Origin of the sequence: Paenibacillus sp. FSL K6-1558 (genome assembly GCF_038002565.1) — a bacterium.
In the GTDB taxonomy this organism is placed as follows: domain Bacteria; phylum Bacillota; class Bacilli; order Paenibacillales; family Paenibacillaceae; genus Paenibacillus; species Paenibacillus polysaccharolyticus.
In genome coordinates this window covers 5207909-5222770 of the sequence record NZ_JBBOCV010000001.1, presented here as the reverse complement: position 1 = coordinate 5222770, position 14862 = coordinate 5207909, and the positions used below count along the sequence as shown (strand labels likewise).

Annotated in this window: 15 protein-coding genes; 9 read left to right on the top strand and 6 right to left on the bottom strand. The window is 47.0% G+C overall.

The annotated features are described in order from the left end of the window. Window positions 1–197 precede the first annotated feature (197 nt). Window positions 198–1934: a proline--tRNA ligase gene (locus MHI38_RS22490; protein ID WP_154890784.1), complete on the bottom strand. Its 1737-nt coding sequence runs from the start codon at window positions 1932–1934 to the stop codon at window positions 198–200. A gap of 551 nt (window positions 1935–2485) precedes the next feature. Here MHI38_RS22490 and MHI38_RS22485 point away from each other — a divergent pair. Beyond that, window positions 2486–3160, top strand: coding sequence for a 3'-5' exonuclease (locus MHI38_RS22485; RefSeq protein WP_154890783.1), 675 nt, complete (start codon window positions 2486–2488; stop codon window positions 3158–3160). A gap of 35 nt (window positions 3161–3195) precedes the next feature. Here the strand turns inward: MHI38_RS22485 and MHI38_RS22480 are convergent, their stop codons facing one another. The 3 genes from MHI38_RS22480 to MHI38_RS22470 all read right to left on the bottom strand — a co-directional run bounded on the left by MHI38_RS22480 (window position 3196) and on the right by MHI38_RS22470 (window position 5403). After that, window positions 3196–4167: a helix-turn-helix transcriptional regulator gene (locus MHI38_RS22480; protein ID WP_154890782.1), complete on the bottom strand. Its 972-nt coding sequence runs from the start codon at window positions 4165–4167 to the stop codon at window positions 3196–3198. 165 nt (window positions 4168–4332) lie between these two features. After that, entirely contained in the window at window positions 4333–5028 is a 696-nt protein-coding gene (locus MHI38_RS22475; protein WP_154890781.1) for a hypothetical protein, read from the bottom strand. 207 nt (window positions 5029–5235) lie between these two features. Next, the gene (locus MHI38_RS22470) at window positions 5236–5403 is read right to left on the bottom strand and encodes a hypothetical protein (RefSeq protein ID WP_167375691.1); all 168 of its coding nucleotides are present in this window, start codon (window positions 5401–5403) and stop codon (window positions 5236–5238) included. Between the two features lie 322 nt (window positions 5404–5725). On the opposite strand from MHI38_RS22470, the gene MHI38_RS22465 reads away from it, so the two are divergent. The 8 genes from MHI38_RS22465 (at window position 5726) to MHI38_RS22430 (ending at window position 11602) form a co-directional block, all read left to right on the top strand. After that, the gene (locus MHI38_RS22465; protein ID WP_090918378.1) at window positions 5726–6181 is read left to right on the top strand and encodes a hypothetical protein; all 456 of its coding nucleotides are present in this window, start codon (window positions 5726–5728) and stop codon (window positions 6179–6181) included. An 18-nt stretch (window positions 6182–6199) separates the two neighbouring features. Continuing rightward, window positions 6200–6904: an AIM24 family protein gene (locus MHI38_RS22460; protein ID WP_154890780.1), complete on the top strand. Its 705-nt coding sequence runs from the start codon at window positions 6200–6202 to the stop codon at window positions 6902–6904. Window positions 6905–7314: 410 nt separating this feature from the next. Next, window positions 7315–8007: a 7-cyano-7-deazaguanine synthase QueC gene (gene queC, locus MHI38_RS22455; protein WP_154890941.1), complete on the top strand. Its 693-nt coding sequence runs from the start codon at window positions 7315–7317 to the stop codon at window positions 8005–8007. Beyond that, window positions 8004–8495 (top strand): 6-carboxytetrahydropterin synthase QueD, encoded by a 492-nt coding sequence (queD, locus tag MHI38_RS22450; RefSeq protein WP_090918382.1) that lies wholly within the window; start codon window positions 8004–8006, stop codon window positions 8493–8495. The genes queC and queD overlap by 4 nt, the downstream gene beginning before the upstream one ends. Then, window positions 8488–9225, top strand: coding sequence for a 7-carboxy-7-deazaguanine synthase QueE (queE, locus tag MHI38_RS22445; protein WP_154890778.1), 738 nt, complete (start codon window positions 8488–8490; stop codon window positions 9223–9225). Before queD ends, queE begins: the two co-directional genes overlap by 8 nt. Window positions 9226–9286: 61 nt before the next feature. Next, the gene (gene queF / locus MHI38_RS22440; RefSeq protein WP_110897191.1) at window positions 9287–9778 is read left to right on the top strand and encodes a preQ(1) synthase; all 492 of its coding nucleotides are present in this window, start codon (window positions 9287–9289) and stop codon (window positions 9776–9778) included. 129 nt (window positions 9779–9907) lie between these two features. After that, entirely contained in the window at window positions 9908–10024 is a 117-nt protein-coding gene (locus MHI38_RS22435; RefSeq protein ID WP_221787759.1) for a putative holin-like toxin, read from the top strand. Between the two features lie 303 nt (window positions 10025–10327). Beyond that, complete coding sequence (locus MHI38_RS22430) at window positions 10328–11602, top strand: MFS transporter (RefSeq protein ID WP_154890777.1); 1275 nt, start codon at window positions 10328–10330, stop codon at window positions 11600–11602. Between the two features lie 217 nt (window positions 11603–11819). Here the strand turns inward: MHI38_RS22430 and MHI38_RS22425 are convergent, their stop codons facing one another. Next, window positions 11820–12668 (bottom strand): EcsC family protein, encoded by an 849-nt coding sequence (locus MHI38_RS22425; RefSeq protein ID WP_154890776.1) that lies wholly within the window; start codon window positions 12666–12668, stop codon window positions 11820–11822. A 638-nt stretch (window positions 12669–13306) separates the two neighbouring features. Then, the gene (locus tag MHI38_RS22420; RefSeq protein WP_154890775.1) at window positions 13307–14287 is read right to left on the bottom strand and encodes a family 43 glycosylhydrolase; all 981 of its coding nucleotides are present in this window, start codon (window positions 14285–14287) and stop codon (window positions 13307–13309) included. Window positions 14288–14862 lie beyond the last annotated feature (575 nt).

Here is a 14862-nt window from a genome sequence, read left to right as displayed (position 1 = left end):
TCCAGCTATAGTCACTTGGTACGATTATTTTCTGTGATTAGACATTCTTTCTACTTCTAGAGTCCCGTTTTCCAAGGAACCTCTAGCTTATTCAGCTAAAAATAAAGATCGACACAATATTCAGTCCTATTATATAGGCAAATGTTATCTATCACATATGACATGTATTTTCATCGCTTCATATGCTACATCCATGCTTAATCTCGGCGCATTTGCTCTTTCACGTAATTCACAGCTTCCTGTGCCGTTATACTGATTCGCTTCGTCTCGCCTGAATCAGCAAGCATATGAGAGCCCAGTTCTACCTGTGCTTCGGCCGCTCCTCTGCCTACAACAATGTGTACAGGTAGCCCGATTAACTCGGCATCCTTGAATTTCACACCCGGCCGTTCATCCCGATCATCCACGAGCACACGGAATCCACAATCCATTAGATGTTGCTCCAACTCAAGAGCTAGCTTCTGTTGATGCTCGTCTTTCCAGCTTACCGGGATAAGATGCACATCATAAGGCGCTACAGATACAGGCCACTGAATGCCCTCTTCCGTCGCATACTGTTCAGCAATAGCTGCCATCAAACGAGATACCCCGATACCGTAACATCCCATTACAGGTGCACACTGACGGCCATTGCGATCCAGGAAAGAAGCTCCCATGGCATCGCTGTACTTTGTACCCAGCTTGAATATGTGCCCTACTTCAATACCTTTGGTGAACACAAGTGGTTCACCACATGATACGCAACAATCCCCTGCAGTGGCAAAACGGATACGCTCGACTTGATCCAGCGCAAAATCCATGCCTGGACGAACACCTGATAGATGCATGCCAGCCTCATTCGCTCCGGTCACTGCATGTTTCATGGTGGCCACATCAGCGTCTACCACCATACGTAACCCAAGCCCCACTGGTCCAAGATAACCGACGGTGAGATTGGAATGCGCGGCGATAGTTGCATCGTCAGCCAGCTCCAATTCCTCTGCGCCAAGCACCTGTTTCAAGGCAATATCGTTCAGTTCATGATCCCCACGGACAAGAGCAGCAACAAGCTGACCATCCGCCAGATAAAGCAATGTTTTGATCATATCTTCGGCCTTCTGATCAAGGAAAGAGCATAATTCTGCGATGGTTTGAACACCTGGTGTCTCAATCCGTAACACTTCCGTGTGCTCATTAGCTTTTGGTTCATTCGTAAGGATAGCAGGTTCTACGGATTGAAACGCCGCCTTCTCCAGATTCGCAGCATAACCACATGTTTTACACGTCACAATGGTATCCTCTCCTATATCAGCCAGAGCCATGAACTCATGTGTCTCACCTTGTCCACCAATGGTTCCCGCATCTGCCTCAACTCGAAGAAAGTCCAGGCCACAGCGTTCCAGAATGCGGCAATATGCTGTATTCATTGCCTGATAGGTTCGATCCAGTTCCTCCCAATCCGAAGCAAATGAATAGGCATCCTTCATGATAAATTCTCGGCCACGTAACAAACCAAAACGTGGACGGCGCTCATCCCGGAATTTGGTTCCGATCTGATACAAGGTAAAGGGAAGCTTACGGTAAGAGTTGACCTCGTCACGAGCTAATGCCGTAACGACCTCCTCATGGGTTGGTCCAAGCGCAAACTCTCTCATGTGCCGGTCCTTCAGACGCATCAACTCTGGACCATATTGCGTGTATCTGCCGGAATCCTCCCACAGCTCTGCTGGTTGCATAATGGGTAACAATACTTCCTGGCACCCGGCACGATCCATCTCTTCCCGAACGATTCGCTCGACGTTCAGAAGCACACGTCGCCCGAGTGGTAAATAACAGTATATTCCCGCGGCCACTTGACGAATCATACCCGAGCGCAGTAGCAAGCGGTGTCCCGTTGCATCAGCCTCAGCTGGTGCTTCACGTAACGTTGGAACAAGCATTTCACTTTGACGCATCTTGAATACACTCCTTTTATTGATCAGATAGGTAGGCACTACGCACATGAAATCTTGAACAGCAAAAAGACACATTCGTCAAGGGACGAATGCGTCGTGGTACCACCCTTATTTAACTGCATACAGTCGTTTCATAGCTCGCGCGCTAACATACAGTCCTTTGGGGCATAACGGACCCTTCCGGCGAAGGTTGCAACCTGTTATGAAACAGACATTCCCCTTGGCAGCTAACGAGGTAGGAATTGCGCAGCAGCAACAGGAATGTTACAGCAATCCATTCCCTCTCTGTTGAAGCAAGCTTACGTGATTATGTCCTCGGTAAACGCTATTTTTCATTTTTGATCACATTAGAACATTTAGACGAACTTGTCAATCAATACAATTAAATGAAGGGGTCACTCGAAACCCTTATACCAAGCTAATTCAGGCGAAATCCATAACAATGGCTGACACAGCCCCAGGTTCACTGTAGAATAGAGATTAACATTTTACGGATCTAACGTACGGGTCCCTGAATGGAAATTTGTATCTTTCATAAAGGAGTTTATCTTATGTCCTATATTATATATGATCTTGAATTTACAGTGAGTCGCAATACACGCTACTCCTCTGAAATTATCGATATCGGTGCCGTCAAAGTGAGTGAGAACCCGGATACAGGCCTTACAGTCACGGACACCTTTCATACGTATGTTCGTCCATCTAACAAATCCGTCCTGTCTACCGACACCGTTCAGTTCACAGGAATCACACAGAAAGACATCGATGCAGCCCCTCTTTTCCCGGCAGCACTGCGTCAATTCATCGATTGGATGGGCAATGAGCCTTATTATATGTGCTCCTGGGGACCAGATGACCGCAACAAATTCATCTCCCATTGCAGAACACATCATTTGGATGTGGCCTGGATTACCAATCATAATGATTTACAGCAACAATGGTCGCGGGCCATGCACAAAGAAGGAAAGTTTCGGCAACTCGGACTTGCCCAGGCTCTTGAACTCTGTGGAATTGAATTTGACGGTACACAACACCGCGCTTTGGATGATGCCATTAATACAGCTAAAGTGTTTATGCACCAGTTCGACAAGTTCAAATTAGAAAATAATTGCGCAGCGGATGATGAAGGCATTGCTTCCAAAGTGGTTTACTCCAGTGCTATGGATGATGAGGAAAAGGAATCACCGTTTGGCAATCTTGCCAATCTTTTTAAAGCCAAGGAGTAAGACGGTATCCAGACGTTAAACCTGTAATCTGAAGTTCATTTTGGATTGTACACTTGCCGCCAGCGCTCCAAATGTTCTTGCATCAGGTTACGACAATGTTCCGGTTCCAGGATCTCAGCCTCTGGCCCGTATCTGGATATCCACACGAAAAATCCCTCAGCATCACTCACTACAGTTTCAAACAATAGGGTACCTTCAGGCTCTCTGGTCAGAACGGGGCGCACAAAAAAGCGTTCCTGCATCACGCGGTCCACAACTTGGGAAGAAAATCGAATTTTAACCACGGTCTCTTCTGTACTTCCTCTCGTGATCCAGGCAGTACGGAAATAAGACTGGATTAAATAATCATTTTTGCGGAAGGTACGTGGAATAATTCGTAAATCGTATAGCCGGTTTACCTGAAACGTTCTCATTCTCTCGGAGAGATGGCAATAAGCTAACAGATCAAATTGATATTCCCGAGGAATCAGGCAATATGGATCAAAGCGAATCATCTCCATTTCTCCCTGAGACTGATATTTCCCTTCCATGCTGTTTTGTGAAATTCCTGCTTGAAGCAACAAAAGGAGCGAATCACTCGATTCATCACCGTCCATATTTTGACAGACGATTCCTCCTTCTTTAAACATTCCTCTGACCTGCTCAGCCCATTCCACTCGCTCGGTTCTGTTCTTCTGGCTTGAAGCTACTACTTTCTCGTAGGCACTCTCAAATGCAGGCTTTAATAGCGGACGAATATCTTCCATAACGTCTGCAAGCTGTATGAAAGCTTGGGCTTCCTCGTCAGACCAATTTAGCGGATACATGGCAAAATGGCTGATAAACATGTACCCTCTTCCGTGTCCCATATTGGCGATCGGAATATGCATTGCGCTGAGGGCCTCCATGTCACGGTATATCGTCCTTTCCGTTGTCTCGCACCTCTCCGCAAGCTCCCGAGCCAGAATGCCCGGCTTGGCTTGTACCAGCGTAATAATGCGCATTAATCGGATTAGTCGGTCTGTCATTTGGCCAGGCCCTCCATGATGTTGTTTCAAATAGTATGATACAGCTCCATCCTCGACTGATATAGTATGGATATATACATTCGACTTATTGTTTAACTTCACCTTCAAAACTTATGTAAACTGGTTCTCTCTGTACGGTTATCACTTGACTACGTTTTCATTGATCTAACAATGTTCTTTCACATTTTGGCGATTGGCAGTAAACGTAATACCATAATGATAACGAAGCTTCTCCACAATCTCCGCTTCTGTTAAATAATCCAGATCCTGTTTGCGTGCAGCTTCGATTAACAGTGCATCGGCATGACGGCGCAACATGTCGCTACCTTCCTGGGTACGGCCTCGTTCATAAGCACGTAGAGCCTGTTTAAGCAAGGGTACGGTTTCGTTCAATTTAATCGTTTTCTCTACTTTCGGGTCTTCTGGCTGTCTTAGCATGCCCAGGTGACTTGTATACTGAATATAGAGTTGTTCCCGACGAAGAAGCACACGCTGACTTTGCTTTAACTTGCGGGTACTCCAATAGGCAGAACATATTGCTGCTTTTCCTGATAGATGCGGTCCTACGGCAAATTCCAGCAAAATCTGTTTACTTTCTCCCTTGAGTACATCACCAAGTCGCAGTACCCAACCAATATCTGTTTCTTTAGATCGGCATCCATAAATGCCTTTAAGCTGAACGCCATATTCAGGTTTGAGCAAAAGCTCTAAATCTCTCGACATAATTTTGGGTGCTATTTTCCTAAGTCTTTTGGCAGGGGCTCCGTAACGCCACTCTACCATCATATATACGGGATCGGCTCCCCCTGTCGGTATGGCCTCTTTATTCCACGAATAAGATACTTCAAAGACTGAGTTCACTGGTAGTCTCTCCCCCGATTTATGTGTATTATCTTCTAAGTTAGCAGGGTGAATGGACACTATATTGTCACGGAACATATGTTCTCATTACTTTTTTCCATTATATTAGTTTTATTCCCCTTGATCCGCCTAGAAGCGACAATAAACGACGAAAAAGCTTGGCTATTAGCCAAGCTTTTCACACCCTTCTCTATGACAAGTCCCAACTTAAACAGCTGGATGATTATGCTCCATTTTGTGCATGTACTGTGCACTGTCCGTTTGATTAACCGGTGCATAAGTTACACTGTCAATAATCAGTTTGCGTCCGACTGGCTCGCCATTTAAAGTAATCATGATTGTTTTCGTTGACGCGCTCTGGTTTGATACGTACATATTATTCTACTCCTTCATTATTAACGATCTTATTCAAAATCGAAATATATTAATTTTAAGCATTATATTGCATATTTGTGAACGGGATATACCCGGAGCGGAAGTAAATCTTTGTGTTTGCTCTGTCCGGGGTACTGCTATTCTTGTATTACCCTCTGATTTTTAAAATAAAACATTTGTTTTCACCAAACATTCGGGTAATAAAACGTAATCCTCTTGAACCCAACTCCAGGTTTTTGACGTATAATGAAAGAGCGAGAATTCAACAAATGACGACGAATTCAGCTCTGAATCGATCCTACCGAAGAGAGAGGTGTAAATCATGCCAAAATCCATTCAGGGATATTTCATTCGGGTGTTTATCTCCACATGTATTCTATTTACAGTCATACTCGGTTCTACTGCAAATGCAGCGAGTGCGAATATATTCTCGGATATTTATAATGGTTGGGAGCGTGTGTCGGAACTACCTGGGGAAGTGAACGCATTACAGGAGAGTTACAAGCAAACACTGGAGCAACTAAATCAAACCTCCGCCCAGCTCGGACAAGCCCAGGCGAATGTCGAAGCATTCAAAGCACAAAATGATCAACTCCTGGCTCAGAACCAGAAACTGACCGAAATGGTCAGCAAACTTCAAACTGAACAAGATGCCAGAACAGCCACCGCACAGCGAATTCAAACGATGGTGATCACCATTGTTGCTCTCATACTGGGTTACTTCCTTCTGATTCGCGTGATGCGCTGGGGAATGCGCCGGCGATCTGGCCGACTATAAAAGAACAGGAGTTACTGCATGCATATACATCTGAACCATGCTGAAGCTGGCGGAGTCGGACAAGTGGTTACATTTTCACTGATTCAGGATGACCGTCTTCATATTCTGCATCCGCAGCAAATTGTTGCTTTTCGCGGTGCCAGCAGCAACAGACAAGATAAATTCATGAATATCTCGGGTATGTATCGCAAAAAAAAGCTGATTAAATCAGAAATTACTGGACCATGCCAATTTGTAGCCGCCCTTCCGCCGGGATTCACCATGAAAGAAGTGCAGCTTACGGAGCACAGTGATTTGCTTTATGATTTTCGTCACTTGTTCTTCTATTCCGAAGGTGTCACGATGCAGACCAAAATTCAGAAGATCAAAAACATGCTGATTACCCGGGATGCGGTGAAAATGAAATTCTCGGGCAAAGGAACCATCGGTTTGCTCACACAGGGTCAGGTATGCCAACAAGAACTTCACCCCACCGCCCCACTCTATGTAGATGCCGGAAGCGTCATTGCTTACCCTGAAAATGCCCATCTGGAACTAACTGTATATGGAAACAACCTGGCCAGTCAGCATATGAACTATCATTGGAAAATGACAGGACACGGCCCGGTGCTTTTTCAAGCGGGACGCGAAAACTACAGGCTGCAACAGGACATTAATGATGAAGGTTTATTCAAACGTATATTAAAAGAAGTCATCCCCTTCGGCAACGTCATTATTAAGTAATTTTGGGATTTTAAAAAATGTGCCGATCCGGTAAATGATATGGTATACTGTACCCGGACAATTAAAGAAGAAAATCCATGCCTATGGCATGGGAGAGGTTCGCGAACTCCCTCTACAAGACTTGACCTATGTAAGGTCGCTACAGTCTTGCGTACTGCTTTCCGTGATTACACGTATCTTATATATGCTTAGGCTTAAGGTTTAAGTTGTAAAAGGATATGGGCTGACGTAATAACGTTGTCACGATGTACGTAAAAAACTAAGGACACTTGCTTATAGCAGCTTTTTTGAAGCGGTTATTAAGAAGGTGTGTTTTTTGATGGATGCCAGTTCATGAACTTCTCTGTTCTTCCGACATTCCTTGCTACTATGCTGGGGTGATCTCAAGAAGATGGAGAGGTTTTTTTATGTTGAACAAAGAAAAAGCGGTCGTTGTATTCAGCGGCGGCCAGGATAGCACAACGTGTCTGTTCTGGGCAAAACAACAATTTGCCGAAGTTGAAGTGGTTACGTTTGATTACGGGCAACGTCATAAGCTGGAGATTGAATGTGCGGCAGCGATTGCCAAGGATTTGGGCGTGCAACAAACGGTTCTGGATATGAGCTTGCTGAACCAGCTCGCACCGAATGCGCTCACACGAGATGATGTAGAAATCACCCACGAAGAAGGGGAGCTGCCCAGCACATTTGTGGATGGACGGAACTTGCTCTTCCTCAGCTTCGCGGCCATTATGGCAAAACAAAAAGGCGCTCGCCACTTGGTCACAGGTGTCTGCGAGACTGACTTTAGCGGGTATCCCGATTGCCGGGATTCGTTTGTGAAGTCGATGAATGTAACTCTTAATCTGTCGATGGACTACCCATTTGTCATTCATACGCCGTTGATGTGGCTGGACAAAGCAGCAACGTGGAAAATGGCCGATGAACTGGGCGCTTTCGATTACGTGCGTGAACGTACTCTGACTTGTTATAACGGCATCATCGGTGACGGGTGCGGCGAATGCCCCGCTTGCAAGCTACGCAAAGCGGGACTCGATCGTTATGTAGAGGAACGTGCCGTTGCTCTTACAGCTACTCCTTCCACTGGAGTGGATGCACGATGAGAGAACCCGGAACGTTTCGCATCGTTGAGCGGTTGCAACGGATTGACCAGGATATTTTGCCCACGCAGTTGAGATATCATCGCAAACGTGTGCTAGTCAGCAAAGAATTCACTTTTGATGCGGCACATCATCTGCACTGTTATGAAGGCAAGTGCAAAAATCTGCACGGGCATACGTATAAAGTGGTTTTTGGCATCAGCGGTTATCCGGGTGAAACCGGGCTGACGGTTGATTTTGGACATATTAAGGACATCTGGAAAAGCCGGATTGAAGGTTATCTGGATCATCAATATTTGAATGAAACACTGCCTCTGATGAATACGACGGCTGAAAATATGGTGGTCTGGTTGTTCGAGCAGATGGAACATGCTCTACAAACGGAGCCTTATGCCGGACTTACAGATGGCGCACGCACGGAATTCGTGCGACTCTTCGAGACTCCGACCAGTTATGCTGAAGCAAGACGGGAGTGGATGATCGATGAGTAAGGAAGCACGCATCCCCGTCATGGAGGTTTTTGGTCCGACGGTTCAAGGCGAAGGCATGGTCATCGGGCAAAAAACGATGTTTGTGCGCACCGCGGGCTGCGATTATCGCTGCTCCTGGTGCGACTCGGCCTTTACCTGGGACGGCAGCGGCAAGGACCAGATTCGCATGCTGGCCCCGGAGGCGGTATGGGATGAACTGCGCCGCCTGGGCGGCACGCGTTTCTCCCATGTGACCCTCTCCGGCGGTAACCCCGCCCTGCTGGCTTCGCTGGGCGGGCTGGTTGCCCTGCTGCGGGAGAACGGCGTCCGCACCGCGGTTGAGACGCAGGGCTCGCGCTGGCAGTCATGGCTGGCAGACGTTGACGAAGTCACGGTCTCGCCCAAGCCACCCAGCTCAGGCATGGACACCGACTGGGCTGTGCTGGACGATGTGATCAGCCGTCTGGCTGCTGGCCCGGCGGATCGAAACCATAGTCTGAAGATCGTGATCTTCGATCAGACAGACCTGAACTATGCCCGCAGTGTGCATGCACGGTATCCGGGCACGGCTTTATTTTTACAAACGGGGAACCCGGATGTTTCTTCGGCGGATACGCCGGATCTGGCGGCTTCCCTGCTGGAGCGTTACGAGTGGCTGATTGATCAGGTAAGTGCCTCGGACGATCTGAACAACGTGCGCGTGCTTCCGCAGCTTCATACCCTGGTATGGGGGAATAAACGCGGGGTTTAACTATATACGAGATATAAATACGAGGCCTACGGCTTCAATTGAATACGAGGAGTTTATTTGAATGAGACAACCTGACGAGATGCAAGATGTAACATTGCTGGGCAACCAGAATGTGAAATATACATTTGAGTATGATCCTGGTATTCTGGAGAGCTTTGATAACAAGCATCCGTACCGTGATTATTTTGTAAAATTCAACTGCCCGGAGTTCACTAGTCTGTGCCCGATTACGGGTCAACCTGACTTTGCTACGATCTACATCAGCTATATTCCCGATATCAAAATGGTTGAGAGCAAATCGCTAAAACTATACCTGTTCAGCTTCCGCAACCATGGTGATTTCCACGAGGACTGTGTGAACATCATCATGAACGACCTGATCAAACTGATGGACCCACGCTTCATTGAAGTCTGGGGCAAATTCACCCCGCGCGGCGGCATCTCTATTGATCCGTACACCAACTACGGCAAACCGGGAACCAAATATGAGCAAATGGCCGAGCACCGTATGATGAATCATGACATGAACCCGGAGACGATTGATAATCGTTAATTTGAGTCTGTAGATACTGCTTGCTTTAAGTAGATGTCCGCGATTTGGATTATGTGGTATAATTTGTTACAACAACAGAATGGCTTGAATGGGCGGTTGGCTAGTCTCCTGAGTAAGGAGGTGATGCCTGTGGAGATAAAAGATGTACTGACGTTGATGATCAGTTTTGCGGGGTTTACAGTAACCTTGATCGGACTGATTGTAACCATCGTCATTGCATTGAATAATCAAAACAAAAAGAAATAGGCCGCCCTCGGTAAGGTAGCAGCCTATTTCGATTACCTGTCCACAGCCACCGCCCTTGAAAGCGGCTGTTGTAAAAGAGTGAGGATGTTGACGCATCCTTACTCTTTTTTATTTTATCCTTGTTGCCTACAGTTTATCACAACATTTCCCAAAACTCCACATGTACAAAAGTTGTTTTCATTTCCCCCTCTGTTCCCCTTGTCGGTCGATCCGATCTATCCTATTATGTAACAATATGCTTAATTGCATAGAATCTAACATAGGCGCTGATCCCTCGTGACCGCGACCAAAGGAGAACTGAACATGTCTACACAAACCACATTAGCCAAGGACGCCGCAGCGCGTTCGAAAGCCCCACCCGGATTGGATGCCCAAGGCACCGTATACCGGATACTAATTGCCATCAGTCTGGTGCATCTGTTCAACGATTCCATTCAGTCTGTCATTCCGGCAATATTTCCTATTTTAAAAGACTCCATGCATCTAACGTACACTCAGATCGGCTGGATCGCTTTTGCGATCAACTTTACCGCATCGATTATGCAGCCTGTTGTTGGCTGGTTTGCTGATAAAAAACCTACTCCGTCGATCCTGCCCATAGGCATGGGTTTCACGTTCACGGGCATGTTGTTGCTCGCTTTTGCCGACAGTTATATGATGGTGCTCATCTCTGTCATTTTTGTCGGGCTCGGCTCCGCTGCTTTTCATCCGGAAGGCTCCCGGGTATCCCATATGGCTGCGGGCCAGCGCCGCGGACTGGCACAGTCTATTTTTCAAGTGGGCGGTAATGCTGGACAATCCCTTGCACCGCTCCTGACACGCTGGATTTTCATCCCGTTTGGGTTGTTTGGTGCCATCGGCTTTACGGGCATTGCCGCGATGGGAATTGCTGTACAGCTCTATGTCGCACGTTGGTATGGGCAGATGTTGCAATCCAGCGCATATCTGCGTAAACAAGCGGCGGCTCGTCGCGCTCCCAATCCAGCGTTACGTCAAAAAATTGCTGCCGCAATTACGATTCTGATTCTGCTCGTATTTGTCCGTTCGTGGTACGTGGCTTCAATCGGAAGCTTTTATGCCTTTAATCTGAAGGATACGTTTGGTTTATCCACGGAAGATGCGCAAATTTATATTTTCCTCTTCCTGGCTGCCGGTGCACTAGGCACATTCTTTGGTGGCCCGCTCGCAGACCGATTCGGCAAACGTAACATGATCTTTCTCTCCATGGCCGGGGCCGCACCGCTGGCGTTGCTGTTACCTTATGCCAACTTGTTCTGGACTGGCGTATTGCTGACGATTATTGGCTTTATCATGTTATCCAGCTTCTCCGTTACTGTGGTATACGCTCAAATGCTCATTCCGGGCAAAATCGGAACGGTTTCTGGTCTGATTACTGGTCTTGCCTTTGGTATGGGAGGCCTTGGGGCACTCGTGCTCGGCAACTGGATCGACGCCTTCGGCGTTTCACCCGTCATGCAGATATGCAGCTTCTTGCCACTGATCGGTATCTTTACGTTCCTGCTACCATCTGACAAGTTGCTTCATCGCTGGGCAAAAGAAAACGGGAGCGAGGAGTAAGTTCTTTTGGCTATATCCTGCTCTGGAGATCGTTAGATTTTAAAAAATCTGCTTCCAGTATACTTATAAAACACGTACAAAAAGGCTTTCGCCCGTATCTGAATTCATGCAGATCGGCAGGAGCCTTTTTTTCATCATATAATCCTATCTTAGAACACGCTTCCCTAGTCATCTAGAGTAATATTAACCTATAACCAACTGTCTTAGGCGGATTTATCTATTTCAAACGCTTCATAATCAGCCTTTTTTTGTACAGCATTTTGCCTGCTTCAGCGACGTCCTGAATGGTATTTTTATTGCTGACCGAACCAAAGATCATGCCTGCAATAGGCACCAACTGGAACAGCTTTTTCCAGCCAAAAGACTCACTGTATGAGTTGAACACTTCACGCCATCCCTGCATTTGAGAGATCACTTCAACTTGTTTCTCCGGATTGTCATAGTCGGCGAGCTCTTCAATGATGGCTTTCTTGCCTACAATATCGGCGGAAGAGAATTGCAGACATTTCACGATGAAGACACGCTCCAGTGGATCATCGGGATTATACCCGTAACATAGCGCCATCTCTTGCAATACTTTCAGTGAAAGTCCCATCACGAGCGGAATGTCCGCAGCAATGGTGACGATGCCTCCAAATCCTGTCGCAGCTCCTTGTGCCGCAGCAAATTTGCTTCGACTTTCGGTGATATTATCCGCCACACGGTCCAACACCTCAAGTGGTATTTTTTCCACACTATGAATTTTGGCCGTGTTCTCTGTGTTCGTATCCTGCTCTAATCGGTAGATGTCATCAGATGTCATAGGGTAACCCGAACGCTCGGCTTCTTCTTGCAGAAGCTTGGCCACTTTCTTTTTCTGAACAAGAAACTTACCACCCGTTTGCAAATATTGGCCCACTTCGTTCAGGGAGTCGCCAATCTTCTGTTTGATCGCCTTCGGCATCACTTTATCCAGCATTGCAAATGGCAGCCGCCCAATCTTGTCCCATATGAACAAGTCCTTCTGTTCCTTCTCCCACTTTAAAATCTGCTCAAGCTCCCCGTCTAATATCTCGCGTGATTCCATATGTAATCCTCCTTAGGGTTGTAGTGTACTCCCAAAATTCTGAATATGACACAGCTCATTCTCAGCTTAACACATCATAACAAAACACCGAGAATATGTAGGAAACAGGTTAAACTGAGGGGCTTTGGCTTTGGTCTTGGCTTTGGGTTTTAAGCGTTTCGCACACACTCTATTTAGTCTAACGATCTCAGATGAGCTTATTTGATCAATATCGAGCTTTCTCCAATTCTAACGATCACCACAAACCTTATTTCGCTGAAAACGCAAGGTAAATGCCCTTTTTCACATCAAATCTACCAAATAAGCTCTCCTGAGATCGTTAGAATTTCAATCAGTACAAAAACGGCTAAATAGCGTCTCCTGTGATCGTTAGAAATCTGCACACCACGTCCAAGGCTTTATAACAAAAAGTAATAAGCAATTCCGTTTATATTTTGTTAATTCATTTTTTTCGATGTAATGGTATACGCTTCTGCCTCTCTTCGGTTGCTTTCACGATCTAAACTTTCTTAATCCAGACTTCTAACTCACACTGTTTAGATAACTTTGTCCTAGATCATACATATCAAAAAGAGCCTTTTGTCAGCATGATCTGCTCACCAAAGACTCTTATCTCTTATACTTTATCCAAAAAAATACTACTTCACCTCTGCCACGGACTGGCCATCGGGAACCGGAATACCAAAGTTCGGCGTTCCATCTTCATTCCAATGAATGACCTGAGCGCGGGCGTGACGGTTCGGATCGTACAGCGGATCTCCCTCAATCTCTTTGTAGTTGCGCGCATGATAGATCAGAATATCGGTTTGGCCGTCTGGTGAAACGGTAAAGCTGTTATGTCCCGGTCCATATTGTCCATTCTCTTCACAAGTCTGGAATACCGGTTTCGGTGATTTCACCCAGCTTGCCGGATCAAGCAAATCGGCATCTTCATCGGCTGTAAGTAGCCCCATGCAGTAATGATGATCGGTTGCACTGGCTGAGTAGCTGATAAACAGACGACCATTCCGATGCAGCACGGCTGCACCTTCGTTTACTTTAAAGCCGATAATCTCCCAGTCATATTCAGGTGTCGTGATCATGACCTGTTCTCCGCGCAACGTCCAAGGATTTTCCATTTCACAAATGTAGAGGTTTGAATTGCCGTCAATGCTCGGATCTTTCTGGGCCCAGACCAGATAACGAATGCCTCTGTGTTCAAAGGTCGTGGCATCTAGCGCAAAACTCTCCCATTTGGTTCGAATTTGCCCTTTCTCCTCCCACGTTCCTTCAAGCGGATTAGCGGAATCGTTCTCAAGTACATACATGCGGTGATCAAACAAACCTTCGTTGGTTTCACTTGTATGTGCGGCCGCATAGTATATGTACCATTTGCCATCAATAAAATGAATCTCTGGTGCCCAGATGTTTGCACTCATCGGCCCTGTCTCACGTTTCGTCCAAGCGGTTACGGGTTCGGCATCTCTCAAGCTCTCCAGTGTCGTTGCACGCCGAATTTCAATTCGGTCAAAGGCTGGTACGGAAGCAGAAAAATAATAGTACCCGTCTGTATGACGGTACACCCAAGGGTCAGCGCGCTGCTCCAGCATGGGATTGGTGAATGTAATGGAATTGGTCATGGGAATGAACCCCTTTCATATGTGTGTGTATGGCTTGAATCTATGATGTGCTCAGTGTGCTTGCAAAAATATGGAGAGCAGGGTTTGAGGGCACTGCGGACGTTCGCGGGCGGCAGGGCCTTGGTGCTCTCCTTGACCTCCGATTTCTTTCATTCACCGCTCTCGGCGGTCGAAATCGGATGGCAAACTCGCACGCGCGGCTCCTTCCTCCCTCTCTCTGCTAGTGCCCTCTGTACTGGTTGCTTGCGATATTTTCGCTCGCTAGTACACATCGGGCTTCGAGCCTTTAGTTGGCTCGATAACTTGTGGCGTTGACCGCTTGGCTGGGTCAACTCTCCCCGTGGCCGTGCTCAGGCACAGCGAGCGTTCGCGGGCGGCAGGGCCTTGGTGCTCTCCTTGACCTCCGATTTCTTCCATTCACCGCTCCCGGCGGTGGAAATCGGATGGCAAACTCGCACGCGCGGCTCCTTCCTCCCTCTCTCTGCTGGTGCCCCGATTCCGCTTCAGGCACTGCGGGCGTTCGTGGGCGGCAGGGCCTTGGTGCTCTCCTTGACCTCCGATTTCTTCCATTCACC

Bases quoted from the DNA above. Each gene is read 5' to 3' on its own strand.
- queF (WP_110897191.1), top strand. From the start codon at position 9,287: ATGAGACAACCTGACGAGATGCAAGATGTAACATTGCTGGGCAACCAG.
- MHI38_RS22465 (WP_090918378.1), top strand. From the start codon at position 5,726: ATGCCAAAATCCATTCAGGGATATTTCATTCGGGTGTTTATCTCCACA.
- MHI38_RS22470 (WP_167375691.1), bottom strand. From the start codon at position 5,403: ATGTACGTATCAAACCAGAGCGCGTCAACGAAAACAATCATGATTACT.
- MHI38_RS22490 (WP_154890784.1), bottom strand. From the start codon at position 1,934: ATGCGTCAAAGTGAAATGCTTGTTCCAACGTTACGTGAAGCACCAGCT.
- MHI38_RS22420 (WP_154890775.1), bottom strand. From the start codon at position 14,287: ATGACCAATTCCATTACATTCACCAATCCCATGCTGGAGCAGCGCGCT.
- queE (WP_154890778.1), top strand. From the start codon at position 8,488: ATGAGTAAGGAAGCACGCATCCCCGTCATGGAGGTTTTTGGTCCGACG.
- MHI38_RS22480 (WP_154890782.1), bottom strand. From the start codon at position 4,167: ATGACAGACCGACTAATCCGATTAATGCGCATTATTACGCTGGTACAA.
- queD (WP_090918382.1), top strand. From the start codon at position 8,004: ATGAGAGAACCCGGAACGTTTCGCATCGTTGAGCGGTTGCAACGGATT.
- MHI38_RS22430 (WP_154890777.1), top strand. From the start codon at position 10,328: ATGTCTACACAAACCACATTAGCCAAGGACGCCGCAGCGCGTTCGAAA.
- MHI38_RS22460 (WP_154890780.1), top strand. From the start codon at position 6,200: ATGCATATACATCTGAACCATGCTGAAGCTGGCGGAGTCGGACAAGTG.
- MHI38_RS22485 (WP_154890783.1), top strand. From the start codon at position 2,486: ATGTCCTATATTATATATGATCTTGAATTTACAGTGAGTCGCAATACA.
- MHI38_RS22425 (WP_154890776.1), bottom strand. From the start codon at position 12,668: ATGGAATCACGCGAGATATTAGACGGGGAGCTTGAGCAGATTTTAAAG.